General features: G+C 70.5%; 25 protein-coding genes. 15 read left to right on the top strand and 10 right to left on the bottom strand.

All coding sequences use genetic code 11. The annotated features are described in order from the left end of the window. Positions 1-116: 116 nt before the first annotated feature. A complete protein-coding gene (locus ABZ321_RS14300) occupies positions 117-419 on the top strand; it encodes a hypothetical protein (RefSeq protein WP_354891181.1) in 303 nt (100 codons plus the stop codon). A 265-nt stretch (positions 420-684) separates the two neighbouring features. Here the strand turns inward: ABZ321_RS14300 and gsmA are convergent, their stop codons facing one another. Together gsmA and ABZ321_RS14290 are read right to left on the bottom strand one after the other, a co-directional pair. Beyond that, on the bottom strand, positions 685-1,575 hold the full coding sequence (gene gsmA, locus ABZ321_RS14295; protein ID WP_354891180.1) for a sporangiospore maturation cell wall hydrolase GsmA: 891 nt from the start codon (positions 1,573-1,575) through the stop codon (positions 685-687). Positions 1,576-1,692: 117 nt separating this feature from the next. Then, positions 1,693-2,478, bottom strand: coding sequence for a hypothetical protein (locus ABZ321_RS14290; protein WP_344512057.1), 786 nt, complete (start codon positions 2,476-2,478; stop codon positions 1,693-1,695). Between the two features lie 219 nt (positions 2,479-2,697). On the opposite strand from ABZ321_RS14290, the gene ABZ321_RS14285 reads away from it, so the two are divergent. Beyond that, the gene (locus tag ABZ321_RS14285) at positions 2,698-2,847 is read left to right on the top strand and encodes a hypothetical protein (RefSeq protein ID WP_344512059.1); all 150 of its coding nucleotides are present in this window, start codon (positions 2,698-2,700) and stop codon (positions 2,845-2,847) included. A 27-nt stretch (positions 2,848-2,874) separates the two neighbouring features. Here the strand turns inward: ABZ321_RS14285 and ABZ321_RS14280 are convergent, their stop codons facing one another. From ABZ321_RS14280 to flgN, 7 genes are all read right to left on the bottom strand, one after another. Further along, positions 2,875-4,926 carry an ATP-binding protein gene (locus ABZ321_RS14280; protein WP_344512063.1) on the bottom strand — a complete coding sequence of 684 codons (2,052 nt, stop codon included), beginning with the start codon at positions 4,924-4,926 and terminating at the stop codon, positions 2,875-2,877. A 160-nt stretch (positions 4,927-5,086) separates the two neighbouring features. Beyond that, entirely contained in the window at positions 5,087-6,688 is a 1,602-nt protein-coding gene (locus ABZ321_RS14275) for a methyl-accepting chemotaxis protein (protein WP_354891179.1), read from the bottom strand. Between the two features lie 79 nt (positions 6,689-6,767). Further along, positions 6,768-7,010, bottom strand: coding sequence for a carbon storage regulator CsrA (gene csrA / locus ABZ321_RS14270; RefSeq protein WP_203847552.1), 243 nt, complete (start codon positions 7,008-7,010; stop codon positions 6,768-6,770). A gap of 70 nt (positions 7,011-7,080) precedes the next feature. Further along, a complete protein-coding gene (locus tag ABZ321_RS14265) occupies positions 7,081-7,488 on the bottom strand; it encodes a flagellar assembly protein FliW (protein ID WP_344512068.1) in 408 nt (135 codons plus the stop codon). A gap of 45 nt (positions 7,489-7,533) precedes the next feature. Then, entirely contained in the window at positions 7,534-8,430 is an 897-nt protein-coding gene (gene flgL / locus ABZ321_RS14260) for a flagellar hook-associated protein FlgL (protein ID WP_354891178.1), read from the bottom strand. A 9-nt stretch (positions 8,431-8,439) separates the two neighbouring features. After that, positions 8,440-9,837, bottom strand: a complete 1,398-nt coding sequence (flgK, locus tag ABZ321_RS14255; RefSeq protein ID WP_354891177.1) for a flagellar hook-associated protein FlgK — start codon at positions 9,835-9,837, stop codon at positions 8,440-8,442. Then, entirely contained in the window at positions 9,838-10,320 is a 483-nt protein-coding gene (gene flgN, locus ABZ321_RS14250) for a flagellar export chaperone FlgN (protein ID WP_344512074.1), read from the bottom strand. It lies immediately after the preceding gene. A 163-nt stretch (positions 10,321-10,483) separates the two neighbouring features. On the opposite strand from flgN, the gene ABZ321_RS14245 reads away from it, so the two are divergent. The 9 genes from ABZ321_RS14245 to ABZ321_RS14205 all read left to right on the top strand — a co-directional run bounded on the left by ABZ321_RS14245 (position 10,484) and on the right by ABZ321_RS14205 (position 20,032). Then, positions 10,484-11,374, top strand: a complete 891-nt coding sequence (locus ABZ321_RS14245) for a FliA/WhiG family RNA polymerase sigma factor (RefSeq protein ID WP_354891176.1) — start codon at positions 10,484-10,486, stop codon at positions 11,372-11,374. A gap of 116 nt (positions 11,375-11,490) precedes the next feature. Then, positions 11,491-12,372: a FliA/WhiG family RNA polymerase sigma factor gene (locus ABZ321_RS14240; RefSeq protein ID WP_344512078.1), complete on the top strand. Its 882-nt coding sequence runs from the start codon at positions 11,491-11,493 to the stop codon at positions 12,370-12,372. Between the two features lie 166 nt (positions 12,373-12,538). Then, entirely contained in the window at positions 12,539-13,396 is an 858-nt protein-coding gene (locus tag ABZ321_RS14235) for a flagellin (protein WP_354891175.1), read from the top strand. A gap of 210 nt (positions 13,397-13,606) precedes the next feature. After that, a complete protein-coding gene (locus tag ABZ321_RS14230) occupies positions 13,607-14,461 on the top strand; it encodes a flagellin (RefSeq protein WP_344515690.1) in 855 nt (284 codons plus the stop codon). A gap of 250 nt (positions 14,462-14,711) precedes the next feature. After that, positions 14,712-15,566 carry a flagellin gene (locus ABZ321_RS14225; protein ID WP_344515692.1) on the top strand — a complete coding sequence of 285 codons (855 nt, stop codon included), beginning with the start codon at positions 14,712-14,714 and terminating at the stop codon, positions 15,564-15,566. 88 nt (positions 15,567-15,654) lie between these two features. Further along, positions 15,655-17,013, top strand: a complete 1,359-nt coding sequence (gene fliD, locus ABZ321_RS14220; protein ID WP_354891174.1) for a flagellar filament capping protein FliD — start codon at positions 15,655-15,657, stop codon at positions 17,011-17,013. A gap of 32 nt (positions 17,014-17,045) precedes the next feature. Beyond that, entirely contained in the window at positions 17,046-17,432 is a 387-nt protein-coding gene (gene fliS / locus ABZ321_RS14215; RefSeq protein ID WP_344515696.1) for a flagellar export chaperone FliS, read from the top strand. After that, positions 17,429-17,773, top strand: coding sequence for a hypothetical protein (locus ABZ321_RS14210; RefSeq protein ID WP_344515698.1), 345 nt, complete (start codon positions 17,429-17,431; stop codon positions 17,771-17,773). Before fliS ends, ABZ321_RS14210 begins: the two co-directional genes overlap by 4 nt. A gap of 72 nt (positions 17,774-17,845) precedes the next feature. After that, the gene (locus ABZ321_RS14205; RefSeq protein ID WP_354891173.1) at positions 17,846-20,032 is read left to right on the top strand and encodes a glycosyltransferase; all 2,187 of its coding nucleotides are present in this window, start codon (positions 17,846-17,848) and stop codon (positions 20,030-20,032) included. A gap of 333 nt (positions 20,033-20,365) precedes the next feature. On the opposite strand, the gene ABZ321_RS14200 is transcribed toward ABZ321_RS14205, so the two are convergent. After that, the gene (locus tag ABZ321_RS14200) at positions 20,366-22,519 is read right to left on the bottom strand and encodes an MMPL family transporter (RefSeq protein WP_354891172.1); all 2,154 of its coding nucleotides are present in this window, start codon (positions 22,517-22,519) and stop codon (positions 20,366-20,368) included. A gap of 295 nt (positions 22,520-22,814) precedes the next feature. On the opposite strand from ABZ321_RS14200, the gene ABZ321_RS14195 reads away from it, so the two are divergent. Genes ABZ321_RS14195 through fliF form a run of 4 tightly spaced genes read left to right on the top strand, consistent with a single transcriptional unit; the run spans position 22,815 to position 25,490 of the window. Next, positions 22,815-23,156, top strand: coding sequence for a flagellar basal body protein (locus tag ABZ321_RS14195; RefSeq protein WP_344515704.1), 342 nt, complete (start codon positions 22,815-22,817; stop codon positions 23,154-23,156). 2 nt (positions 23,157-23,158) lie between these two features. Continuing rightward, positions 23,159-23,563, top strand: coding sequence for a flagellar basal body rod C-terminal domain-containing protein (locus ABZ321_RS14190; protein WP_344515706.1), 405 nt, complete (start codon positions 23,159-23,161; stop codon positions 23,561-23,563). A gap of 2 nt (positions 23,564-23,565) precedes the next feature. Further along, the gene (gene fliE / locus ABZ321_RS14185) at positions 23,566-23,874 is read left to right on the top strand and encodes a flagellar hook-basal body complex protein FliE (RefSeq protein ID WP_344515708.1); all 309 of its coding nucleotides are present in this window, start codon (positions 23,566-23,568) and stop codon (positions 23,872-23,874) included. Then, positions 23,874-25,490: a flagellar basal-body MS-ring/collar protein FliF gene (gene fliF / locus ABZ321_RS14180; RefSeq protein ID WP_354891171.1), complete on the top strand. Its 1,617-nt coding sequence runs from the start codon at positions 23,874-23,876 to the stop codon at positions 25,488-25,490. Before fliE ends, fliF begins: the two co-directional genes overlap by 1 nt. The last annotated feature ends 3 nt before the right edge of the window (positions 25,491-25,493 follow it).

The raw sequence follows: 25,493 nt of genomic DNA, 5'->3' as shown, positions 1-25,493 counted from the left end.
CGCGGCAGCCTCCGACGCCTGCGCGTGGCGCCCAACCCCACCCCACAGACGAAAACGCGGACCGGCACCCCCCTCGCCGGTCCGCGTTTTTGCTGTCTGTACGCCATGCTGCTGCGATGGACCGCTACGAAGGCATCTGCCACCTCGGCTGGTGGGCGAACTCCTCCACCGCGTTCGGCGCCGGCGAAGTCTCCGTCGTCATCACCTCGGACGGCGACACCTGGTCGGCGCACGGCCATCTGCTCGAACCCGGCCCCGAGGCCCTGGAAGGCTTCACCTTCCTCTGCGACCTCGACCCCGTCTTCACACTCCGCTTCCCCGACGACGCCATCGAGGTCTCCGTCCACCCCGCGACCGAACCGGGCCACTTCACGATGGCCGAGTCCACCAGCCCGGCCACCCGCCCCGTCTCCCTCTGACCCCCGCTTCAGCTCCCGGCGCGGATGTCCCCGGACGCTTCGACCGTCGCCACAAAGCGCCGGAAGACGGGCCAGGGAACGGGTCCACGCGCCGCGCATCGTCAGCATCGCGCGGTCGGACGGACCCGGCAGGAACGGTCCGCCATCCGGCTGGAGGGTCGCACTTGCCCGTGGGTCGACCGCGCGCTCGGAACACGGAAGCAGCGGTCACGTCCGGGGTGAGCCGGGCGTGACCGCCGCCGTTGTGCGTATGGGCCGTACGGACTTACAGGGCGAGGTCGTACTGGTAGAGGTTGTACTTCTGCATGAGGGCGACCAGTTTCGTGGTGTAGAGCGGGTCGGTGGCGTAGCCGCCCTTGTGGACCTCGGCGACGAACTGGTTCGGGTCGTTGAGGTAGTTGAAGGCGGCCGCGTAGCGGGACAGGTTCTTCAGGGCCATGCCGTGGTCGGTGAAGGAGGCGGTGGCGGTGGCGTACGTGCGGAACGTGGCGACCGTCGTGCTGCAGACGCCGGCGGCGTTGCACTCCTGGGTGCTGTAGGACTTGCAGCCGGCGGCGTAGGCGCCGGGGGCGTTGTTGAAGCACTTCATGCCGAAGAAGTTGCGGTCGTTGGCCGACAGGGAGCTGCGGCCCCAGCCCGATTCGAGGATGGCCTGGGCGAGGGTGACGGACGTCGGCACGCGGGTGTCGCGCTGGCTCTGCTGGGCGGCGGGGATCGACGCGGCCAGGAACTGCGCGTTGGTCATCGTGCCGGTCGGGCCCATCGGGACCGCGGCGACCGGGGTCGCGACGGGCGCGGCGGTCGTGGGTGCGGGGGCGGGGGCGGTGACACAGGTCGGCAGCTTGGGGTTGCCGGAGACGTACGCGTGGGAGATGAAGTCACCGATCGCGGTGCGGTCCCACTGGGCGGTGCGCCGGACGTTGCCGCGCAGGTACTGGCCGCTGACCTTGCAGGTGACCGTCACCTTCTGCTTGTTCTTGATCTTCCGGGTCTGCGTGAACCAGTTGGCGGCGCCGTTGCGGGCGGCAAGGGCGCCGTTGACGCGGACGGAGATGACGGCCGCGTCGGCTGGGGCGGTGGTCACGACGAGCGTCGTCGCCGTCGCGGCGAGCGCCAGAGCGGGCACGAGGACGTACTGCTTGAGACTGCGCAACATGAACTGATCTCCCATGAGGGGTGGGTGGTCCCCTCAAAGGTCGCCAGCTCAGGTAGCGCGGCCAGGTACACGCCGGGTTGCCGCAACGTTGCTCGCGGCACGATCCGGTCCCGTGTGTCAGTTCGTGCCGTACTGCTGCTTCAGCGTCAGGTAGTCACCGAGGCCGAGCCCGCGGTAGGCGGTGGAGCAGTCCGGGAGCCCGTCGGTCATCGTCTGCGACCCGTGCTCGGCGAACGGCACGTGCCCCAGGCCGAACGCGTGGCCGAACTCGTGCGTGACCGTGCCTTCGAGGTCCCAGCGCGACGAGCAGTCCGCGGGCGTCGTGGTGAAGAACAGGCCCTCGGTGTCGTCGATGAGGATATCGGTCTCGACGCTGCGGCCGTTCTCCTTGCCCCCGAACCACCAGATGCAGGTCACCGCGAGCAGCCCCTTCTCCAGCCGCCCGAACGAGACGGTGTTCTGGTTGTCCCGCTCGCCGCAGCCACCCGCCGGGGTCACGCCCGCCTTGTGGTCGGTGCGTCCGGCGTACGACTCCTGGATGCCGAGATTCGCCGGCAGCCCGCAGTCGTTGCGTCCGGTGTCCACGGTGGTCGCCGCGCTGCGCAGCGAGTTCACGACGGTGGTGCGGTCGCCGAGGTACGCGGGGATCGTCTGCTCGTTGACCCGCCAGCGCAACTCGTTGCGCCAGTGCATGCCCAGCCACGTGCCGGTCGGATCCGCGCACCGGCCGCCGCTGTCGGCCGCCCCGGCGAGCTCGGCGGTGGGTGGACCCGGAATCACCGGCAACCAGCCGCGCGCGACCGCGGCACGTGACACGTTCACCGACGCCGTTGGTGCGGTCAGTGAACCGGCCACGAGGACCAGCGCGAGCAGCTTTGCCAGACCAGTGTCGATCTTTGGCACAGAATCATTCTGGTCCGCGCGCCACCCCGAAGGGGTGACTTTCCGCAAACAGGGTGCCGACATGGCCCGCTGGATTCCCTTCTGCCGCCCGTCGACACCTCCCCGGCAACCCCATGTCAGACGTTCATCCCACCCTCACCGCACCCGCATCGGACAGCGCCGCACGGTCACGTTCCGTCATGCTTGCATCGCCGAAAGCCGCCCCCGAGGGAGTTGAAGATGACGAACCTGATCGCCAGGCTGCACGCCCGTCTCGTGCGCGACGACCGCGGCGCCGCCACCCTCGACGTCGGCCTCGTGGCCGTCCTGGTCGGCATGACCTCGGTGGCCGCCGTGACCCTGATCGGCGGCGACATCTCCACCTGGTGACCCTCCGTCCGCGGCTGCGCGCCGGCGTCAGACGGTGCGGGCGGGGACCGGGGCGTCGTGCAGGGGCAGGAGGCAGGTGACGATGGTGCCCTGGTCGAGGGCGGGGCCGGCCCAGATGTGGCCGCCGTGGCGTTCGACGATGGACTTCGTGATGGCCAGGCCCAGGCCGGTGCCCTGGCTCTGGAGCTCCTGCGAGCGGCTCGAGCGGAAGAACCGGTCGAAGATCTGGTCGAGCTCGGCCGGCGGGATGCCGATGCCGGTGTCGGCGACGGTGAGGCGGACCTGGGCACCGTCGAGGTCGGCGGTGAGGCGGGCGCTGCCGCCGGGCGGGGTGAACTTCAGGGCGTTGTCGAGGAGGTTGATGAGGACGCGTTCGAGCTGGTCGCGGTCGCCGTGCACGACGATGGGGGGATCGGGCAGGTCGATGTCGAGGTGGACGTCGCGCTGGCCGCGGACGGCCTGCAGGGCTTCCAGGGCGCCGGAGACGACGGCGCGGAGGTGGACGGGGCCAGCGTTGATCTTCACCTGGCCGGCCTCGATGCGCGACAACATGAGGAGGTCCTCGATGAGGGCGAGCAGGCGGCGGGCGTTGCGTTCGACGGCGGCGAGGAGACGGGCCTGGGGGCGCTGCACGGGGCCGGCGTCGCCGTCGACGATGACCTCGACGTTCCCGAGGATGCTGGTGAGCGGGGTCCGCAGCTCGTGCGAGACGGTGGCGACCAGGTCGGCGCGGACCTTGTCGAGCTCGCGCAGGCGGGCGGCGGCGGCCCGCTCGCGGTCCAGGGCGTGGCGCATCGCCTCGACGGTGCGGCGCTCCCGGGTGATGTCGCGGGCGACGGAGAGGTAGCCGGTGACCTCGCCGGACTCGCCGCGGATGACGCTGACGGTGAGGGAGACGGGCAGCGTGGCGCCGTCGCGGCGCACGTAGGTCCACTCGCGGGGCTCGGAGTCGCCGGCCTGGGCGGGCTCGAAGAGGGTGGCCAGGCCGGGCACCTCGGCAGGCAGGTGGAAGCGGTCGAGGGTGACGGCGCCGACGACGTCGGCGGCACGGTGGCCGAGGAGGCGTTCGGCGCCGGCGTTGAAGACGGTGACGGTGCCGCGCCGGTCGGTGCCGATGATGGCCTGCTCGGTGGCGGCGGCGAGGACGTCGGCGAAGAGGCGCTCGGTGTGCCGTTGCGTGGTGACGTCGAGGCCGGTGCCGATGACGTGGGTCAGGAGCTCGTTCTCGTCGGTGAGAGCGGTGTTGCTCCAGACGATGCGGTGGCGGCTGCCGTCGGCGGCGAGCCAGTCGTTCTCGAACGTGTTGGGGAACGCGTCGGCGGTGAGGTGGGCGAAGGCGTCGTCGCCGCGGCCGGTGTCGTCGGCGGACATGCCGGCGCTCCAGAAGGGGCGGCCGATGACCTCGTCGGCGGTGAAGCCGGTGACCTCCTCGCAGCGGCGGTTGAAGGCGGTGATCCGGCCGTCGGTGTCCAGCACCATGACGAGGAACCCGGCGCTGTCGAGGATCGCGCGGTTGAAGTCGCGTTCGCGGCTGACCTCGCGGGTCCGGGCGGCGAGCTCCGCGGCGGCGGCGCGGCTGCGGCGGACCCAGCTCTGCGCGGCGGACGCCATGAGGGCGCCGATCGCGAACACCAGCAGCCCGCGGCGCCACTCGTGCTCGAAGACGGCGGCGCTGCGCAGCATCGGCAGGGAGAAGACGACCGCCATCGCGACGACGCCGATCGCGGTGGCCGCGCGGCCGTGGTACAGCGCCAGCCAGAAGACGGGCAGCAGCGCGAGCGCGCCGTACCCGGCCGGGTCGTCGCCGGTCTCGGGGATGTTGAGCAGCGCGACGACGCCGAAGAAGCCCAGCGGCGGCGCGGCCTCGTAGATGGCCGGCAGGCGATGCCACGGCACGGTGACGGTCAGGCCGAGCAGCAGGGCGAGCACGACCACGGCGGACACGAGGGCCACGCGGTCGACCACGGGCCGGAAGAGGGCCGTGCCACAGGCGAGGATCGCCACGGTGAGGAACGGCGCGATGCGCCGCCAGCGGTCCGGGGCGCTCAGCGTCCGCAGGTCAGCGTCGCTGTAGAGCATGCCTTCAATTTTCGGCGGTGACGGCCCTAACGTCTGCCGATTGCGCCAGAACGAAGGCCGCGAGCAGCCAGAACGAAGTCCGCGAGCAGCGCCGGAACGGAAGGCGGGCAGCGTCGGTACGGAGGCCGCGAGCGGCGCCGGAACGGCAAGGCCGGCAGCGTCAGATACGGAAGCGGGCGACCAGGGCGTTCATGTCCTCGGCCATGCCGGCGAGCTGGCGGGCCGCCGCGAGCGACGTGTCCGCCTCCGTGGTGTTGCGCCCGGCGACGTCGGCGATGTCCGCGATGGTGGCGGCGATCTCGCCGGTACGGACGGCGACGTCGCTGACCGTCCGGCTGCTCTCCTGGGTCGAGGCCGTCTGCTCCTCGACGGCGCTGGCGATGGTGACCTGGAAGTCGTTGATGCGGGCGATGATCGAGCCGATCTCGCTGATCGCCTCGATGGCGTGCTCGGCGTCGGCCTGGATCTGCTCGACCCGCCGGCTGATGCCGTCGGTGGCGCGGGCGGTCTCCTGGGCGAGGTCCTTGACCTCCCCGGCGACGACGGCGAAACCCTTGCCCGCGTCGCCGGCGCGGGCGGCCTCGATCGTGGCGTTGAGGGCGAGCAGGTTGGTCTGCTCGGCGATCGAGGTGATCACCTTGACGACGTTGCCGATCTCGACGGACGAGGTGCCGAGGCGCGACATCATCGCGTTGGTCTGGTCGGCCATGCTGACGGCGTCGCCGGCGACCCGCAGGGCGTCGTTGGCGTTGCGGGAGATCTCCGCGATGGAGCCGCCCATCTCCTCGCTCGCCGACGCCAGCGTGTCGACGTTCAGCGAGACCTCGCCGGCGGCGTGGTTGGCCGCGCCGGCCCGGTCGCTGGCGAGCGCGGCCGCCGACACGATCCGCTGCGACGCGCCGGACAGCTCGTCGGCGGACGTGGCGACGGTGCGCGCCGACCTCGACAGCGCCTGCACGGTGCCGCGGACGCTGTCGATGGCCCGGTTGAGGTCGCGGGCCATCAGGCCGACCTCGTCGGTGGAGCCGACCGCCGAGGTGCGCGAGAGGTCGCCCTCGGCCATGCCGTTGAGCACGGAGGACACGTCGCGCAGCGGCGCGACGATGCCGCGCATGACGAGCCAGCTGATCGCGACGGTGAGCAGCAGGCCAATAACGCCGGCGGTGGAGAGGACGAGGACGGCCCGGTTGCGCTCGTCGCCGACGGACTTCGACGCGGCCGAGGCGACCCGTTCGAGGGCGTCGCCGACGCCGGGCAGCTTCGCCTCCACCTCGGAGAAGGCGGTCTGGAACTTCGCGTACGACGCCGGGTTGCGGTCGCCGCCGGCCGCCGCGGTGACCGTCTGGCCGGCGAGGTCGATGTAGTTCGCGATCGCCGGGGCGACGGCCTGCGCGGCCGCGCGGACGGAGGCGTCCATGCCCGGGGCGGTGAAGGTGGCGTGGACACCGCCGAGGATCTCGCTGTGGCTGGCGAGGTCGGCCCGCACCTCGGCCACCTCGGTGCCGGTGTCGCCGCCGCGGGAGACGGCCAGGAGCATGCGCAGCACGTCGCCGCGGATCGCGTCGTGGGCCATGTCGGCCTCGAGGGTCTCGCGGGTCAGCTTGCCCACGTGCTCGAGCTCCCGGGCCCGCTCCTCGCCGTCGGTCAGGGCACGCACCCCGACGAAGAGCAGCGCGCCGACGGTGACCAGGGCGACCGCGAGGACGGCGCCGAGTTTGACGGCGATCGGCCGGTTTCGGAGCCAGTTGCGCAGAGCGCCCATGACGTGCCCTTCTCGAGGCGTTATCCACCTGCCTATCGGCATCGGCGGAGACGTCCTGAGAAGTCGGGTTTGAACCCCGCTATTGCTGTTCGACGTCGGCGCGGAGCATGCGGCTCAGGGCCCGCACGGCGACGTCGCTGGGCGACGCGGCCTCGCGGTTGACCTTCTGGAGCTCGCGGTAGACCTCTTCGCGATGGACCTGGATGCTGCGCGGTGCCTTGATGCCCAGCCGCACGACGTCGCCGCGCACGTCGAGCACGGTGACGACGACGTCGTCACCGACCATCACGCTTTCCCCGGGACGTCGGGTCAGGACGAGCACAAGCCGCTCCTTCGCTGGGCGATACGCGAACAGTACCCGATATGCCGGTTGTCCGGGGTGAAAGACCCGATCAGGCGACGGCGACGAGCTTCTGCCGCACGGACAGGCCGCTGCGGGTCAGCACCAGCTGCACCGCGCGGCGACTCTGCTGGTCGAGCACTATGGGCGCCATCAGGTTGACGGTGGCGTCCTGGACGCCGTCGCCCGCGGTGACGACGAGCAGGACCAGCAGCCCGTCGGCGTCACTGACGCCGAGGGCGGCGAGGGAGTCGTCGTCGACCTCCGGCGCGTAGTCGGGGAAGAACTGCGCCGGCGGCACCACCAGGAACCGCAGCCCGGCGGAGTCGACGGAGGTCAGGGCATACAGCGCGCCCGTGTCCTCCAGGCGGACGAGCACGAACCGGCGGTCGTCCGGGAAGCCCGGCATCGGCGCAACGAAGTCGATCACCGGCAGCGTGGTGGTCTCTGGCTGTCCCACGGTCGCGACGCTCATGGATTCCTCACGTGTGTGCTGGCGGCGGGCCTACCGCAGGAAGTCGACCAGCGAAGGCTGGATCACCTTCGCGGTGGCGGCGAGAGCGGCCTGGTAGGCGGTCTGCTGCAGGGCGAGTTCGGTGATCGTCTTCGGCAGGTCGATGTCCTCGACATCGGACAGCTGCGCCTTGAGATCGATCACCCGATTCTGGGCAGTTTGCTGCATTTCGGACACTTGATTGTATCTGGAGCCGACCCCGGAGAGGCCCGCCTGGATGCGTTTCTGCGCCGTGTCGACCTCGGCGAGGTCCGACTGCAGGCCCGAGGGATTGCTGCGCAGGTGGTCGGCGATCGAGCCGAGCAGCTTGAACACGTTGCCGTTGCCGGCCTCCGGGCCGAAGACGTCCTCGGCGCCGGTGTCGACGCGGACGGTGGCGTTACCGCTGATCGTACGGTTGATCTTACCGTCGTCGCCCTGGTAGTCGCCGTTCTTGTCGTAAGCGATCGTGCCGGGGGTGCTGCCGCCGAAGATCGGCCGGTCGAGGTACGTGGTGTTCGAGAGGTTGATCATCGAGTCGCGCAGGTTGTCGACCTCCAGCGCGATCGCCTCGCGCGCCTCCGGGCTGCCGCCCGAGCCGCTCGACAGACCGGAGAGCACCAGCTCGCGCGCCCGGTTCATCTGCGTCGAGGCACTCTTCAGGGCCGTGTCGGCCATGTCCAGCCATCCCATTCCGTCGTCGGCGTTGCGCGAGTACTGGTTGAGCGTCGCCACGTCGGCACGGTGCTGCATCGCGATCACCGCGCCGCCGGGCGAGTCCGACGCCTTGGTGATGAGCTTGCCGCTGGACAGCTGGTTCTGCAGTTGCTGGTTGCGCGCGAGGTTGACCTGAAGGTTCGCCAGCGTGTTGCTGGCCATGGAGCGTTCCGTGACGCGGAAGCCGGGCATCCGTTCCCCCTACCGTTTCATGTTGATCAGCGAGTCGAGCGTGCTGTCGACCACCGAGATGACCTTCGCCGCCGCCTCGTACGCGCGCTGGAACTGCAGCATGTTGGTCATCTCCTCGTCGAGGCTGACGCCGGACCCCGCCTGTTCGGCGGCGGTCACGTCGTCGGAGATGACCTGCTGCGCGTCGGCGCGCCGGTTGACCGTCTGCGCCGCGATGCCGATGTCGACCACGTAGTTGCGGTACGTGACGTCGGCGCCCGTCTGGGCCTTCGCGAGGTCCGCCAGCGCGGTCGCGTTGTCGCCCTGGAACGGGTTGCTCGACGTGCTGGACGCGGCGACCTTCGTCGGGTCGGTGATCGCCACGCCGATGTCCCGGGCGTTCGTGCCGGAGAAGAAGGCACCGCCCTGCTGCGGCGTCGGGACCGTGGCGGGCGGCACCACGGTGATGTCCCAGCCCTGGGCGTGCTGGTCGTTGACGGTCTGGATGAGCAGGCCGGCAACCGTGTCGAGGCCCGTCACCGCGTTCGGGATGGTCGTGGTGAGCGACTCCAGCCGCGAGGCGATCCGGCCGGTGGAGATGGACACGGCCATGCCGTCGCTGAAGGTCACCGTCGACGGCGCGACGAGCCGGCCGTCGACGGCGGGCGAGCCGGACGCGACCAGCTCGCGTGCCGTGTCGCCCTGCACCAGCACTGCGCCGGCGAGCAGCACGTCCGTGGTGCCGTCCTCCTTGGGCCGGGCGGTCGCGCCGGTCAGCTCCGACAGCCGCAGCACCAGCTGGTCGCGCTTGTCGGTCAGCTCGTTCGTCGGCATGTCGGCGACCTTCGCCAGGGCGATCCGGGCGTTGAGGTCGGCGACCGAGGCGGTGGTCTGGTTGACCACGTCGACGTCGGCGGTGAGCTGCTCGCGCGTGGCGGAATACAGCTGCTCCAGGTTGGCCCGGGTGGTGCGCATCGACCCGGCGACCGTGTTGGCGCGGGAGAGCAGCTGGGTGCGGGCGGAGGTGTCGCCGGGGCGGTTCGCCACGTCGGACCAGGCGGACCAGTAGTCCGACAGCTGCGCCTGCAGCCCGGTGTCGCTGGGCTCGCCGAGCGCCTGCTCCACGTTGGCGTAGACGGTCTTCTGCGCCTGGAGGTACTCGTTGAGCCCGCGCTCGGCGCGGGTGCGGTTGGTCATGAACTCGTCGTGCAGCCGGGTGACGCCGGTGATCCTGACGCCGTCGCCGACGCCGCTGCTGATCGAGTAGCGGGCCGGCTCGGTCACGTTCTCGACCGGCGTGAGCTCCACCCGCTGCCGCGAATAGCCCTCGGTGTTGACGTTGGCGATGTTCTGGCCGGTGATGTCCAGTGCCCGGCGCTGCGCGTAGAGCGCGGACAGCGCGGTGTTCAGGCCGGAGAAGGTGCTCATCTACATCGCCTCGTCAATCAGCCGGTTGCGGGGGGCCGAACCGACGGTCTGCCCCCGCCGCCCATAGGTCTCGACGGAGCCCGCGACCGCCAGCATCGTCTCGCGGGCGGCCCGTGCGCCGGTGGTGAGGATGTCGCGGTTGGCCTCGGCAAGCGCGCTGACCTCGGCGGTCAGCGTCAGGAACGCCATGCGGTGCTGGTTGAGCAGGTCCGACCAGGGCGCCGGGGACGCCTCGGCGAGCTGGCTGAGGCTCGGGTTCGGGCCGAGCCCGAGGGAGGCGCCGATCGCCTCGACCTCGGCGGCCCGGACGACCTCCGTGCGCCGGATCTCATCCAGCACGACCTCGACCTCACGGGTGGCGTGCGCGAGCCAGCGGGTGCGCCCACCGGCCAGCACCAGCTGCTCCTCCTCGAGCTTGAACAGCAGCAGCTCCAGCATCTCGCGTTCCCGCCACAGGATGCTCGCGAGATCCGCCAGCCCCATGCCCGCTCCGCCCTTCACCGTGTCATCGATCGCTTCACCCATAGAGGTCGGCAGGTCGATGAGGGCCTTGAGTACAACCTCCCCGCAACTTTGCGTCACCGCGACCTGCACCCGTGGCTACCGAGGCTGGTTCTCGACCAACTCCTGCCACGAAGAGGTTGCCGTGACTGTCACCAGCGAAGCCCAGACCGAGACCCGGACCTCCCTGAACGCCGCGGAACTGGACGCCGCCGTGCGCAGCCACCTGCCCCTCGTCGGGCACCTGGTGCGCGAGATGCTCGGCCGGCTGCCCACGCACGTGTCCCGCGAGGACCTGATCTCGGCCGGGATGGCGGCGCTCGCGCACGCCGCGAAGGGCTTCGACCCCTCCAGGGGGATCCCCTTCGGCAGCTTCGCCACCACCCGTATCCGCGGCGCCCTCCTCGACGAGCTGCGCGGCCTCGACTGGGCCAGCCGCTCCGTGCGCACCCGCGCCCGCAAGGTCGAGACGACCACCCAGGAGCTGACCGCCGCCCTGGGGCGCACGCCGACCCAGGCGGAGCTGGCCGAGTCGCTCGGCGTGGCGCCCGAGGAGCTGAAGGCGATCGGCGACGACGTGCAGCGCGCGGTCGTGCTGTCGCTGCAGGGCTTCACCGCCGGCACCGCCGAGGACCTCGTGCCGGAGCGGACCCCGGGCCCGGAGGACCTGATCCTGCACCGGGAGAAGATCGGCTACCTGCACCACGCCGTCAACGCGCTGCCGGAGCGGCTGCGGTACGTGGTCACCGCGTACTTCTTCCAGGAGCGGCCGATGACCGACATCGCCGCGGAGCTGGGCGTCACCGAATCGCGGATCAGCCAGCTGCGCTCCGAGGCGCTCGTGCTGCTGCGCGACGGGCTCAACAACCACCTGGACCCGCAGCTGCTGAACGCCCCGGAGCGGGGCAACGGCTGTGTCGCCCGCCGGCGGGAGGCGTACTACAGCCAGATCGCGCGACAGGGCGACCTGAGTGCCCGGCTGGCGCACACGACGGCGCTCGGCATGCCCACCTCCGGCCTGGGAGACGCCGCCTGAGGACAACAACCAGTTAGCAACCCAGCGCGACCTTTTGTGTACCCAAAGTGACAGAGGCTGGATCTTGCCGGGGTTCCCGGCCCACGAAGACCCACTCCTGCCACGAAGAGGTTGCCGTGACTGTCACCATCCAGGAACGCAGCACCAGCGCCAGCACCAGCAACACGACCGCCCGCGAGCGGGACGACCTCGTCCGCACGCACCTGCCCCTCGTCGGGCACCTGGTGCGCGAGATGCTCGGCCGGCTGCCCGCCCACGTGTCCCGCGAGGACCTCGTGTCCGCCGGCATGGCCGCCCTCGCCCACGCCGCGAAGGGCTTCGACCCCTCCAGGGGGATCCCCTTCGGCAGCTTCGCCACCACCCGCATCCGCGGCGCCCTCCTCGACGAGCTGCGCGGCCTCGACTGGGCCAGCCGCTCCGTGCGCACCCGCGCCCGCAAGGTCGAGACGACCACCCAGGAGCTGACCGCCGCCCTCGGCCGGACGCCGACCCAGACGGAGCTCGCCGAGGCCCTCGGGGTCGCGCCGGAAGAGCTCAAGACGATCGACGACGACGTCCAGCGGGCCGTGGTGCTGTCGCTGCAGGGCTTCACCGCCGGCACCGCCGAGGACCTCGTCCCCGAGCGGACCCCGGGCCCCGAGGACCTGATCCTGCACCGCGAGCGGATCGGCTACCTGCACCACGCGATCGGCGCGCTGCCCGAGCGGCTGCGCGCGGTCGTCACGGCGTACTTCTTCGAGGAGCGCCCGATGAACGACATCGCCCGCGAGCTGGGCGTGACGGAGAGCCGGGTCAGCCAGCTACGGGCGGAGGCGCTCATGCTGCTCCGCGACGGGCTCAACAACCATCTCGACCCGCACCTGCTGAACGCGCAGGAGCGTGCCGGCGGCTGCGTCGCCCGCCGCCGGGAGGCCTACTACAGCCAGATCGCCGGCCAGGGCGACCTGAGCGCCCGGCTGGCGCACACGACGGCCCTCGGCATCCCGTTCAACCTCTGACCGAAAGACCCGGTTCCGCAGCGGAACCGGGTCTTTCGCGGTTATAGTTGAGTTGCGGAATATTTCCTCGGCAGATTCCTCATGCCCCGGACGCTGACGCCGATGTCATCGGCGAGCGAGCCAAGGACGGCTCGCGCAGCACGGCCCGGATCAAGGAGGAATCACCATGGGTCTTCGTATCAACAACAACATCGCCGCGCAGAACGCCTACCGGAACCTGTCGACGACCGACAGCCAGATGAGCAAGTCGCTGGAGCGTCTGTCGTCCGGTTACCGGATCAACCGGGCCGCGGACGACGCGGCCGGCCTGTCGATCAGTGAGGGCCTGCGGTCCCAGATCGGTGGCCTGAAGGTCGCGGTCCGCAACGCGCAGGACGGCATCTCGGTCGTGCAGACCGCTGAAGGTGCGCTCACCGAGACGCACTCGATCCTGCAGCGTATGCGTGACCTGTCGGTGCAGGCGTCCTCGACCGGTTCGCAGGACACCGACGCCCGTACCGCGGCGCAGACGGAGTTCACGCAGCTGAACGCCGAGCTCGACCGCATCTCCACCACCACGTCCTTCGGTGGCCAGAAGCTGCTCGACTCGAGCGCCTCCTACACCGGCACCTTCCAGGTCGGCGCCAACACGTCGACGGCGGACTCCATCGCCGTGAACCTCGGTACCGCCGCCTTCGGCAGCGTCACCGGCGTCACCGGCTTCGACTCGACCGGCCTCGGCACCGCCAGCCTCGACCTGGTGACCGGCGCCTCGGCCGCCATCACCGCGATCGACACCGCGATCAAGGGCATCTCGACCGCGCGGGCCACGCTCGGTGCGTACCAGAACCGGTTCGAGCACACCATCAACAACCTCAACACCACCGTGGAGAACCTGTCGGCGTCCGAGTCCCGCATCCGCGACACGGACATGGCCCAGGAGATGGTGTCCTTCACCCGCTCGCAGATCCTGACCCAGGCCGGCACCAGCATGCTGGCCCAGGCGAACCAGGCGCCGCAGAACGTCCTGTCCCTGCTGCGTTAACAGATCCCCCCAACCACACGAGCAACACACACACGCACCATCCTCCTCAGTCGATGACACACGGCGGCGCCCCCACCCACGGGGGCGCCGCCGCTGTTTTTCCCGGGAAATTGCTGCCCAGAACCCTTATGCGGCACGACCGGGTGCCGATGTTGAGAACGACCGGGCCACGGATGGCCCGGCCAGTGACCCGATTCAAGGAGGAACTTTATGGGTCTTCGCATCAACAACAACATCGCTGCTCAGAACGCCTACCGTAACCTGTCGGTCACGGACGGCCAGATGAGCAAGTCGCTGGAGAGGCTGTCGTCGGGTTACCGGATCAACCGTGCCGCCGACGACGCGGCAGGTCTCTCGATCAGCGAGGGTCTTCGGTCCCAGATCGGCGGCCTGAAGGTCGCGGTGCGCAACGCGCAGGACGGCATCTCGGTCGTGCAGACCGCTGAAGGTGCTCTCACCGAGACGCACTCGATCCTGCAGCGTATGCGTGACCTCTCCGTTCAGGCGTCGTCCACGGGTTCGCAGGACACCGATGCGCGCACGGCCGCGCAGACCGAGTTCACTCAGCTGAACGCTGAGCTGGACCGGATCGCGACCACCACGTCGTTCGGCGGGCAGAAGCTGCTCGACCCGACGGCAAGCTACACGGGTACTTTCCAGGTCGGCGCCAACACGGCGTCCGCCGATCAGATCGCGGTCAACCTCGGCACCGCCGCCTTCGGTGGGGTCGCCGTGACCGGCTTCGACTCGACCGGCCTCGGGGTCGACTCGCTCGACCTCGTGACGGGAGCGTCGGCGGCCATCACCGCGATCGACACGGCGATCAAGGGTATTTCGACCGCTCGGGCCACGCTCGGTGCATACCAGAACCGGTTCGAGCACACCATCAACAACCTGAACACAGCCGTGGAGAACCTGTCCGCCTCGGAGTCGCGCATCCGGGACACGGACATGGCCTCCGAGATGGTGTCGTTCACCCGCTCGCAGATCCTGACCCAGGCCGGCACGAGCATGCTGGCCCAGGCCAACCAGGCGCCGCAGAACGTCCTCTCCCTGCTGCGCTAGAGGAGCTGGAGTCGATGGCCTGACGAGGGCATGACAGGGCACGGCACCCACCCAGGGCGCCGTGCCCTGCCAGTCTCCAGCCGCCCCACCGCGAGCGGCGGGTCCCGCACGGGGGGTTCCCACCCCGCGGCCCCCCATGCGCCGCTGCGCGGCGCACTCAAGCCTTTTCTCCTCAACTCCTCCCGGGCTCGGCCGATCTGCCCCGTGAACAGGCCACGGAGGGCCGGACCGAGCTCAAGGAGGAACTGTCATGGGTCTCAGGATCAACAACAACATCGCCGCGCAGAACTCCTACCGGAACCTGTCGGTGACCGACAACCAGATGAGCAAGTCGCTGGAGAAGCTGTCGTCCGGCTTCCGGATCAACCGGGCCGCCGACGACGCGGCCGGCCTCTCCATCAGCGAAGGCCTGCGCTCGCAGATCGGTGGCCTGAAGGTCGCGGTCCGCAACGCACAGGACGGCATCTCGGTCGTGCAGACCGCTGAAGGCGCGCTCACCGAGACGCACTCCATCCTGCAGCGCATGCGCGACCTGTCCGTGCAGGCGTCCTCGACCGGTTCGCAGGACTCCGACGCGCGGACCGCCGCGCAGACCGAGTTCACGCAGCTGAACGAGGAGCTGAACCGGATCGCGACCACCACGGCCTTCGGCGGGCAGAAGCTGCTCGACCCGACGGCCAGCTACACGGGCACGTTCCAGGTCGGCGCCAACACCGCGTCCGCGGACCAGATCACGGTCAGTCTCGGCACCACCGCCTTCGGCGGGGTCGCCGTGACCGGCTTCGACTCGACCGGCCTGGGGACCGACGCACTGGACCTGGTGACCAACGCCTCCGCGGCGATCACCGCGATCGACACGGCCATCAAGGGCGTGTCGACCGCCCGGGCGACGCTCGGTGCGTACCAGAACCGGTTCGAACACACCATCAACAACCTGAACGTCGCCGTGGAGAACCTGTCCGCGTCCGAGTCCCGGATCCGTGACACGGACATGGCCCAGGAGATGGTCTCGTTCACGAGATCGCAGATCCTGACGCAGGCCGGCACCAGCATGCTGGCCCAGGCCAACCAGGCGCCGCAGAACGTGCTGTCGCTGTTGCGCTGACAGCGCTCGTAAGGCGGGGAGGGGACCGAGGTTTCCTCCCCGCACGCGTGTATCGCAGTTCTTCTGCGCTTCTTTAGGGGGTTCCACCATGGGTAGCGTCGACGGCCTGATCTCGGGCATGAGCACCTCGTCGGTCATCAGCGGCCTGATGCAGGTCGAGGCCGCCCCACAGACCGCCCTCAAGGCCAAGGTGGCCACGCAGCAGAAGGTCGTCACCGCGTACCAGGGCATCAACACCAAGATGAAGGCCCTGCTCACCGCGTCCAAGGCGCTGGTGGACCCCACCGCCTGGAAGGGCGGCGTCGCCACGTCGAGCTCGGACGCCGCCACCGCGACCACGACGTCGAGCGGCGCGCAGAGCGGTGCGCTGTCCTTCCGCGTGAACAAGCTGGCCGCCGCTCACGCGGTCGTCTTCAACAGCACGGTCGCCGCGACCACCGACACGATCATGAGCGGCTCGTCGTTCCAGATCGACGTCAACGGCACGCCGAAGACGGTCAACGTCACCGACACGTCGCTCAAGGGCGTCGTCGACGCGATCAACAAGACCCCCGACCTCGGCGTGAAGGCCACCGCGTTCCAGGTCTCCCCCGGCCAGTACACGATGCAACTCACGTCGACGACGACCGGCTCCGCCTCGACCTTCGACTTCACCAGCGGCGGCAACCCCTTCACCCTCGGCGCCGAGCAGATCGTCTCCACGGGCGCGGACGCCGAGCTGCTCGTCGGCGACCCGGCCACCCCGCTGAAGGTGACGTCGTCGACGAACACGTTCAAGGACCTGATGAACGGCCTGACCGTCACCGCCACGAAGGTGCAGCAGCCGACCGACCCGCCGGTGACCGTCACTGTCGCCCGCGACAACGAGGGCATCGCCACCAAGGTCCAGGCCATGATCGACGCGGCGAACCAGGCGCTGTCGGAGATCTCCAGCCAGACCAAGAACAAGAGCGGCTCGGTCCCCGGCGGCCCGCTCGCCGGCAACAGCATCATGTCGCAGGTCGCCAGCAACGTGCTCAACACCGTCTCCGGCGGCACCGCCAGCAACGGCAGCTACAAGGACGTCGGCATCGAGCTGACCCGCGACGGCCAGCTCACGTTCGACAAGGCGAAGTTCATCGCGGCGCTCGACGCCGACCCGGAGAAGACGCAGGCGCTCTTCATCGACACCGCCCAGACGGACGTCACCCTGAAGACGGGCCTCGCCGACAAGCTGTCCGGCGTGGCGGACACGGCCACCCAGACCAACACCGGCACGCTGTCCCGGCTGATCACCAGTGGCAACGACGCGATCACGGACCTCAACCACCGCGTCGACGACTGGGACGTCCGGCTGCAGGCGCGGCAGGCGACGCTGCAGAAGCAGTTCGGCGCCATGGAGACCGCGCTCGGCAAGCTGAAGAACCAGGGCAGCTGGCTGTCCGGCCAGCTCGCCTCGCTCGGTTAGGCCCTGCTCCCCCTCAGGCCACTGGAGATCGAATGACCACACAAGCCCTGCGCAACCGCTACGTCAGCGACAGCGTCGCGACGGCTCCCCCGTCCCGGCTGCTCGTCATGCTGTACGACCGGCTGGTGCTCGACCTGATGATCGCCGGCCAGTCGCTGGAGACGGGCGACAAGCCGACGGCGTCGGCGCGGATCCAGCACGCCCAGGAGATCATCATGGAGCTGCGGGCGACGCTGGACCCCACCGCGTGGAGCGGAGGGCCGGGCCTCTCCTCGCTGTACAGCTACCTGATCACCGAGCTGGTCCAGGCCAACGTCACCGGTGACCGGGGCAAGGTCGAGGCCGTGCAGAGCTTCGCCGAGCAGTTGCGCGACGCATGGCGGGAGGCGGCCGCGCAGGTGATCGGGTCCGGGCCGTGACCACGCCCCAGGGCGAGGCCGGCGGCGAGTGGGACGAGGCGTGGGTCGCGGCGCTCGACGCGATGGAGCTCGAGGCCGACGAGGTCGAGCAGATGCTGCGGCACCGCGACGTGCTGGAGGCCGCACCGGTGACGGCGGTGACGTTCAGCCCGCCGGAAGGGCTCGGCCCGCTGCCGATCGCGCTCGCGGACCGGGCGCGGCGGCTCGTACAACGGCAGCTCGACCTCTCCAGGGAGCTGACGATCGCGATCGCCGGCAACCGCCAGCAGGCGCGGCTGGTCAACCGGCTGCACCGCGAGGCGGCCGAGACCGTGCCCGTCTACGTGGACAACCGCACCTGAAGGATCCGGGGCAGAAAGCGCCCGCAACCGAAAAGCACTGCGAATGCGCCCGAAACTGCCGATGACACCGGCATGACCCACATCCCGGTGTCCGTGATCGTCGCCGCTGGGGGCAGCGCTGACGACTTCCACGCCTGCCTGCTGTCGCTGCGCGCCTCCCTCGGCCTGCGCGACGAGGTGGTCTGCGTGCTGCCGTCGGACCGCGCCGACCTGCGCGCCGAGCTGCGCGGCGAGCAGTGGCTGAAGGTGATCGAGTCGCCCGCCGGGGCAGGGGCCGCCGAGCGGTGGGCCGCCGGCGTCGACGCGACCCGCCACCCGATCATCATCCTCGTCGACGGTGACGTCGTGCTGTCCGCGCACTGGCTCGACCCCGTCCTGGAGCCCTTCGGCGACCCGTCCGTGGTCGCCACCGGCCCGCGCTGCCACAACAGTTTCGGCCCCCAGCAGGCCGAGCTGCCGAAGGAGGCGATGGCCAGCGCGGCGGCGTTCAAGGCGTTCGCCAGGCAGTGGCGGCAGGACCATCGCGGCGAGTTCAGCGACGTGGACCGGCTCGGGCCCGTGTGCGTGGCGATCCGCCGCGACGCGCTCGCGATCGCCGGCGGGCCGACCGCCGACCTGCCCTGGGACGGGCTCGCGGTGCAGGGGCGCGTCACCGTGGCGCACGCGGCGCTGGTGGCGCACGTGGCGTCGACGGACTGCGGGCTGCGCGGCGAGTTCACCGACGAGCCCGGCGCGCCGCTGATCAGCGCGGCGCTCATCGTGAAGGACGAGGCCGACGTGCTGGCCCGGTCCCTGGACGCGCTGCGCGACCTGGTCGACGAGATCGTCGTCTACGACACCGGCTCGACCGACGACACGGTCGCGATCGCCCGCGCCCACGGCGCCCGGGTCGTCGAGGGGTACTGGAACGAGCACTTCGGCGACGCCCGCAACCGCTGCCTGGAGCACTGCCGCGGCACGTGGGCGCTGTGGGTCGACGCCGACGAGATCTTCACCGGCGACGCGAAGGCGGTGCGGGCGGCCGTCGCCGCCGGCGGCGACGCCCGGGCCTTCTTCGTCACCATCGACAACCAGGAGGGCCACGAGGGCGGCTCCGGGCACAGCACCATCTACTTCCCCCGGCTCTTCCGCAGGTCGCCGTCGCGCCTGTACGGGCGGCTGCACGAACAGGTCGTCGACCGGGTCACCGGGACCGCCATGGTCGGCCCGCAGCTGACCACGGCGGTGCTCACCCACGTCGGCTACACCGCGCTGCGCAGGACGGTGAAGAGCAAGGCCGAGCGCAACCTGCGGCTGGCGGAGCTCGCCGCGGAGGACGTCAGCGGGATCACCGCCATCGGCAACCTCGCCCGCGCCCAGATCGGCTCCGGGCACATCGAGGAGGCCATCGAGACGTCCCGCCGCGGCCTGGAGCAGGCGAAGGAGAACAGCCACCGGGTCCTGTTCCTCAAGATCCTCGCCGACGCGTACCTCGCCCTGAAGCGCCTGACCGAGGCGAACGAGACCATCGAGGAGCTGCGCAGGATCGCCAGCACCGCGTTCACCGTCGACGAGCACGAGGTCAAGCTGCGCTTCGCCGAGGGCGACTACGAGCGGGCCCTGGAGATCGTCGCGGCGCTGCCGGAGTCGGGCATGAACGACCTGCTGTACGGCGTCGGCAAGGGCCGCTTCGCCGGGCTGCACATCGACGCGCTCAGCCGGCTGGACCGGAACCAGGAGGCGGCGGAGCAGCTGCGGCGGTCGCTGCGGGAGGGACGGGTGCCGGTGCCGGTCGCCCGGATGGCGCAGGTGCTGGGCGCCGCGGACGGCAGTCTCGCGGAGGTCGCCGAGCTGCTGCCCCGCGAAGGGGTGCGCGGGCTGCTCTTCGGCATCGCGGAGGCGCCGCCGGAGGCCGCCGACGAGCTGCTGGAAGCATTGTGGCGCCGGTACCCCGGCGAGCCGACGGTGCTGACCGTCGCGGCCCGGGTCGGCCGGCTGGTCCCGCTGATCCGGGCGATGGAGTGGTCGGCGCGGCTGCGGCAGCACGGGTTCGCGGAGCGCTGCACGCTGCTCGCCCTGTCCGGCAACTCGCGGCGCACGCCGCGGGAGCGGACCCTGGCGGCGGCGATCGCCCTGGAGATGTTCCACGACGAGGCCGCGCTGCCGCTGCTGAACGAGGCCCTCGCGGCGGTGCCCGACGACCAGAGCGCCCCGGTCCTGGAGGAGATGCGCGTCCTCGCCCCGAAGGTGTCCGGCTCCATCGAGCTCGCCGACGCCTGAAACACCGCTGACTGAGCACCGGCACGCAGACGCCAACGCGCAGCAAGGCCGACATGCCGGCACCTCGAACGGCCGGACGGTCAACCTCCCCGGACATGCCCGCTGTGCGAACATGTCCGACATTTCGGTTATGTCGGTGAGCGGAGCGAGTCGACATAACCGGGGCGGCGTCCGCGGAACCGAAGCGGCGTCCGCGGATCGGTGAGCGGAGCGAGTCGACATAACCGAAGCAGCGTCCGCGGAACCGAAGCGGCGTCCGCGGAACCGAAGCGGCGGAAAAGCGGCCGGCACCGCCCCTTGTGGGACGGTGCCGGCCTTTGCGTGGCTGCGGGGTCAGCGGCCCGCGCCGACCAGCTCGCCCTCGATCACCGGGGCGGGCGGCCGCGGCGCCTCACGGGGGCGCATGAAGCGCGGCGCCCACCAGTTGGCGTTGCCGAGCAGGGTCATCAGCGAGGGCAGGACGACCGCGCGGATGATCGTCGCGTCGAGCAGGATCGCGGCGGCGAGGCCGACGCCGAGCTGCTTCATGTCGATGGTGCTCAGCGTCGCGAAGATGGAGAACACCGCCACCATCACGATCGCCGCGCTGGTGACCACGCCGGCGGAGCCCGTGATGCCGTGCGCCACCGCCTCGCGGGTCGGCATGCCCTGCTTGACCGCCTCGCGGATGCGGCTGACGACGAAGACGTGGTAGTCCATCGACAGGCCGAACAGCACCACGAAGAGGAACAGCGGCAGCCACGACACGACCGCGTCCATGGACGTGAAGCCCAGGATGCCCTCCGCCCAGGTGCCCTGGAAGATCAGGACGACCAGGCCGTAGGACGCGCCGGCGGAGAGCAGGTTGAGCGCGATCGAGGTGACCGCGACGACCACCGAGCGGAACGTGAAGGCCATCACCAGGAACGTCAGCACCAGCACGAACCCGACGACCAGCGGCAGCTTGTGCTTGACGTGGTCGGCGTAGTCGACGTCGGCGCCGACGAACCCGCCGACGGCCGCGTCCGAGCCCGCCTTCACGCCCGGCACCTTGCCGACGGTCTGCGGGACCATGACCTCCCGCAGCTTGTCGAGGGACTCCTTCGCCTGCTCGGAGCGGCCGGCGAACGGGGTGGCGACGTCGAGCACGGCGACCTTGCCGTCGGCGGACACCTCGACGTCGGGCGCTGCCCCAGCCGGAAGGTCGAGGGGTGCGAACAGCGGGTCGGCGGCGGCCGCCTTCGCCAGCTCGGTCAGCGCGGCCTTCGTGGCGTCGAGCTGGCCGGCCGGGACTCGGACGGCGACGGTGTGCACGGTGCCGTTGCTGGGGTACGCCTTCACGAGCCGGTCGTAGGCCTGCATGGCGGGCGTCGTGCGCGGCAGGTCCTCCATGCCGGGGAAGCTCAGCCGCATGCTCAGCGCCGGCGCGGCGAGCGCCAGCAGCGCCAGGACCGAGATCGCCAGCGTGGCCACCGGGCGGCGCAGGGCGGGCCGGAGGATGAAGCTCCAGACCTTCGACTGGCCCTCGCCCTCGGCGCGGGGCCGGGTGAGGCGCCACAGCACCGGGACGCGGGGCCGGTCGATCCAGCGGCCGAGCTTCGACAGCAGCGCCGGCAGGACGGTCAGCGAGCCGATCACGGAGACGAGCACGACCAGGATCGAGCCGACGGCGAGGGACGAGAAGACCACGTCACCGGCGAGGAACAGGCCCGCCATCGCGATCGTGACGGCGACGCCGGAGACGACGACCGCGTGCCCGGACGTCTCGGCCGCGATCTCGACGGCGTCGAGGTGCTTGCGGCCCTTCGCCCGTTCCTCGCGCTCCCGGCGCAGGTAGAACAGGGAGTAGTCGACGCCGACGGCCATGCCGATGAGCAGGATGACGCTGGCGGTGGTGTCGGTCGACGGCACCAGGTGCGAGGCGAGCGTCGAGAGGCCGAGCGCGGCCGCGACCGACGACAGCGCCAGCAGCACCGGCACGCCGGCGGCGATGAGCGCGCCAAACGCGACGATGAGGATCGCGAACGTCACCGGCAGGCTGAGGAACTCGGCCCGCTGGAAGTCCTTGCCGAGCGTGTCGTCCATGGCCTGGCCGATGGACTCGCCGCCGGTCTCCTCGACCCGCAGCCCGGGGTGGGCGCGCTGCACGCCGGCGGTGGCGTCGCGCAGCTTGCCGACGCGGTCCTGGGCGGTCTCGGGGTCGCCGCTCATGGTGACCCGGACCAGCAGCGCGCCGCCGTCGTGGGAGGGCAGCGGGTCGCTCACCGAGGCGACCTCGGGCAGCGCCTTCATCGCGGTCGCCACGTCGGCGGCGGCCTTGTCCGCGGCGGACCGGTCCAGGGCGCCGGACAGCGGGGTGATGAGGACGCTCTCCGTCGCCGGGTTGTCGAAGTGGCCCTCGTTGACGATGACGTCGGCCCGGCCGGACTCGCCGATGGCCTGGTCGGAGTTGCTCGCCTCGACGGTGCCCGCCATTGTCCCGCCGATGAAGCAGACAGCGACGAACACGACCCACAGAGCGATTGCGCGCCAAGGGTGCTCCGCGCTCCAGCGCGCCACCCGTACGGTAACTGGTCTCTTCTCCACGCAAGAGACGCTATGGATTCCGCGCCCCGCGAACATCCGGGCTGCACCCGACGCGCACCCGGATTCGGGCATTGGGGGTTTTCCCCGAGGCCGATTTCCTCAACCCGGGCCGACGTGCGCCGATGGCTCCAATGAGCAAGGATCGCTCACTCCAGGTGCCAGGGACCGGCGACACACCGCAACAAGCCGTTTTTCGGTGGACGGGAGCGTCCCAGCCGTGTTCGAAGACGTCACGTCGGTCACCCTGCACAGCGCCCTGACGGGGCTGGCGAAACGGCAGCGGGTGATCGCCGACAACATCGCCAACATCGAGACGCCCGGCTTCCTCGCCGGGCGGGTGTCCTTCGAGGACTCCCTGCGCACCGCCGTCGAGGCCGGCCGGCCGCAGGACACGACGATCGCCGTGGCCCGGTCGCTGGAGCCGACCCGCGAGGACGGCAACAACGTCAACCTCGACCACGAGGTCCTCTCCAACATCGACACCGGTCTGCGGTACCAGACGATGCTGCGCGGCGTGGACGACAAGTTCGGCCTCCTGCGGACCGCGATCAGGGGCTGACGATGACCATCTTCAGCGCCATCGGCATCGCCGGCACGGGCGTCACCGTCTACCGCAAGTGGCTGGACGCGGTCGCCGACAACGTCGCCAACATGAACGACGCGCAGTCGACGTCGGGCCAGGTGTTCCGCGCCCGCTACGTGCAGGCCCGCGCCGTCGACTACGGCACCGGGGAAGGCGGCGCGGTCGTGGCCGGCACCGCGCTGGGCGATCCGAAGGGGCGTCTGGTGTACGAGCCGGAGAACCCCCTCGCCGACCGTGAGGGCTACGTCAAGTACCCCGACATCGACCTCGGCTCGCAGATGACACAGATGATCATGGCGCAGCGCGCCTACCAGGCGAACCTCACGGTGGTCGACCGGGCGAAGGACGCCTACCAGGCCGCGATCCAGATCGGGAAGGGCTGAACATGACCATCGACGCCGTCGGGGCCGTCAGTGCCCTTCCCGCGCTCCCGCCGATCTCCGCGTCCGACTCGAGCGCCCCGTCGTCGTCCGGCACCGACTTCGGCGCCATGGTCACGCAGGGCCTCCAGCGGCTGCAGCAGGTGCAGGACAACGCCGACCACCTCGCCGTGCAGGCCGCCACCGGCAGCCTGACCGACGTGCACGACTACATGATCGCCGCGACCGAGGCGAACCTCGCGACCAGCCTCACCGTCGCCGTGCGCAACCGGGCCCTTGAGTCCTTCAACGAGATCATGAGGATGCAGGCCTGATGCGTGACCGGCTCACCGCCCTCATGCGGCGGGGGACCGACGGCTGGAAGGCCTTCACCCCCGGGCAGCGGGCGGTCACGATCGTCGCCGTGCTCGCCCTGGCGATCGGCGGGTACTTCTTCGCGACCTGGGCCGGCAAACCGACCATGGCGCCGCTGTTCTCGAACCTGGCCGCCACCGACGCGAGCGCGATCGTCGACAAGCTCAACGCCGACGGCGTCACCTACACGTTGTCCGACGGCGGCAGCACCATCAACGTGCCCAGCGACCAGGTGTACAGCCTGCGGATCTCGATGAGCGGGGCCGGCCTGCCCGCCGCGGGCGACGCCGGCTACTCGCTGCTGGACAAGCAGGGCATCATGACCAGCGAGTTCATGCAGCAGGTCACCTACCGGCGGGCCCTGGAGGGCGAGCTCGGCAAGACGATCGAGGCGATCAACGGCGTCAACAAGGCCACCGTGCACCTCGCGATCCCGCAGAAGGACGTCTTCACCGACGACCAGGTCGCGCCGACCGCGTCGGTGCTCGTCGACACCGGCACGAAACCGCTGCCGGGCGGCGCCGTCACGTCGATCGTGCACCTGGTGTCCTCCAGCGTCGAGGGGCTCGAACCGAACGCGGTCACGGTCGTCGGCGCCAACGGCAAGGTCCTGTCCAGCGCCGGCGACGGCCCGGGGTCCGCCCCTGACGGGCAGTCCGGCCAGACGACCGCCTTCGAGCAGCGGCTCAACAGCGCGCTGCAGAACATGCTCGACACCGTCGTCGGGCCGGGGCACTCCGTCGTGCAGGTGACCGCCGACCTCGACTTCGACGCGACCGAGACCAAGACGCAGAAGTACGTCGCGGATCCGGCCGTGCCGCCGCTGTCGGAGTCCAAGTCGTCCGAGCAGTACACGGGCGGCAACGGCACCCCGGTCGGCGGCGTCCTCGGCCCGGACAACATCCAGGTCCCCAACGGCACCGGCGCCGGCGGCGACGGGACCTACCAGCAGTCCACCGAGACCCGCAACAACGCCGTCGGCATGGTCACCGAGACGAAGAAGACCGCGCCCGGCGCGGTGCGCAAGCTCGCCGTCGCCGTCATCGTCGACAGCTCCGTGGCGAAGGTCGACGAGGCGCAGCTGCAGCAGCTCGTCTCCTCCGCCGTCGGCCTCGACGCGACCCGCGGCGACCAGATCGCGGTCAGCTCGATGGCGTTCGACACGACCAAGGCCACGGCCGAGCAGAACGCGCAGGCGGAGGCCGCGAAGGCCGAGAAGAGCGAGCTGCAGCAGAAGTACATCCAGATGGGCCTGATCATCCTGGCCCTGCTGGTCCTGCTGATCCTCGCGGCGATCTCCAACCGCCGCCGGCGCAAGCGGGAGAAGGTGCAGCTGACCGAGCAGCAGAACGCGGCTCTGGAGGAGATGCAGGCGGCGATCGAGGCGGCCCGCGCCAAGCTCGCCCTGGAGGGTCACGGCGGCATCGGCGGCGCCCACGAGCTCGAGGGCGCCGGCGGGCCCGGCGAGGAGTTCGACCGCGACGGGCGCTTCCGGGACATCACCCAGATGGTCGAGAAGCAACCCGACGAGGTCGCGCAGCTGCTGCGCGGCTGGCTCGCCGACCGGCGCGGCTGAGCG

This window comes from Dactylosporangium sp. NPDC006015, assembly GCF_040614215.1.
GTDB classification, from domain to species: domain Bacteria; phylum Actinomycetota; class Actinomycetes; order Mycobacteriales; family Micromonosporaceae; genus Dactylosporangium; species Dactylosporangium maewongense.
This window is presented reverse-complemented; position numbering and strand designations above follow the sequence as displayed.

Excerpts from the sequence above, each read along its gene's own strand:
- ABZ321_RS14300 (WP_354891181.1), top strand. The coding sequence starts at position 117 with ATGGACCGCTACGAAGGCATCTGCCACCTCGGCTGGTGGGCGAACTCC.
- gsmA (WP_354891180.1), bottom strand. The coding sequence starts at position 1,575 with ATGTTGCGCAGTCTCAAGCAGTACGTCCTCGTGCCCGCTCTGGCGCTC.
- ABZ321_RS14285 (WP_344512059.1), top strand. The coding sequence starts at position 2,698 with ATGACGAACCTGATCGCCAGGCTGCACGCCCGTCTCGTGCGCGACGAC.
- ABZ321_RS14280 (WP_344512063.1), bottom strand. The coding sequence starts at position 4,926 with ATGCTCTACAGCGACGCTGACCTGCGGACGCTGAGCGCCCCGGACCGC.
- ABZ321_RS14275 (WP_354891179.1), bottom strand. The coding sequence starts at position 6,688 with ATGGGCGCTCTGCGCAACTGGCTCCGAAACCGGCCGATCGCCGTCAAA.
- flgL (WP_354891178.1), bottom strand. The coding sequence starts at position 8,430 with ATGCCCGGCTTCCGCGTCACGGAACGCTCCATGGCCAGCAACACGCTG.
- flgK (WP_354891177.1), bottom strand. The coding sequence starts at position 9,837 with ATGAGCACCTTCTCCGGCCTGAACACCGCGCTGTCCGCGCTCTACGCG.
- flgN (WP_344512074.1), bottom strand. The coding sequence starts at position 10,320 with ATGGGGCTGGCGGATCTCGCGAGCATCCTGTGGCGGGAACGCGAGATG.
- ABZ321_RS14235 (WP_354891175.1), top strand. The coding sequence starts at position 12,539 with ATGGGTCTTCGTATCAACAACAACATCGCCGCGCAGAACGCCTACCGG.
- ABZ321_RS14230 (WP_344515690.1), top strand. The coding sequence starts at position 13,607 with ATGGGTCTTCGCATCAACAACAACATCGCTGCTCAGAACGCCTACCGT.
- ABZ321_RS14225 (WP_344515692.1), top strand. The coding sequence starts at position 14,712 with ATGGGTCTCAGGATCAACAACAACATCGCCGCGCAGAACTCCTACCGG.
- fliD (WP_354891174.1), top strand. The coding sequence starts at position 15,655 with ATGGGTAGCGTCGACGGCCTGATCTCGGGCATGAGCACCTCGTCGGTC.
- fliS (WP_344515696.1), top strand. The coding sequence starts at position 17,046 with ATGACCACACAAGCCCTGCGCAACCGCTACGTCAGCGACAGCGTCGCG.
- ABZ321_RS14205 (WP_354891173.1), top strand. The coding sequence starts at position 17,846 with ATGACCCACATCCCGGTGTCCGTGATCGTCGCCGCTGGGGGCAGCGCT.
- ABZ321_RS14190 (WP_344515706.1), top strand. The coding sequence starts at position 23,159 with ATGACCATCTTCAGCGCCATCGGCATCGCCGGCACGGGCGTCACCGTC.
- fliE (WP_344515708.1), top strand. The coding sequence starts at position 23,566 with ATGACCATCGACGCCGTCGGGGCCGTCAGTGCCCTTCCCGCGCTCCCG.
- fliF (WP_354891171.1), top strand. The coding sequence starts at position 23,874 with ATGCGTGACCGGCTCACCGCCCTCATGCGGCGGGGGACCGACGGCTGG.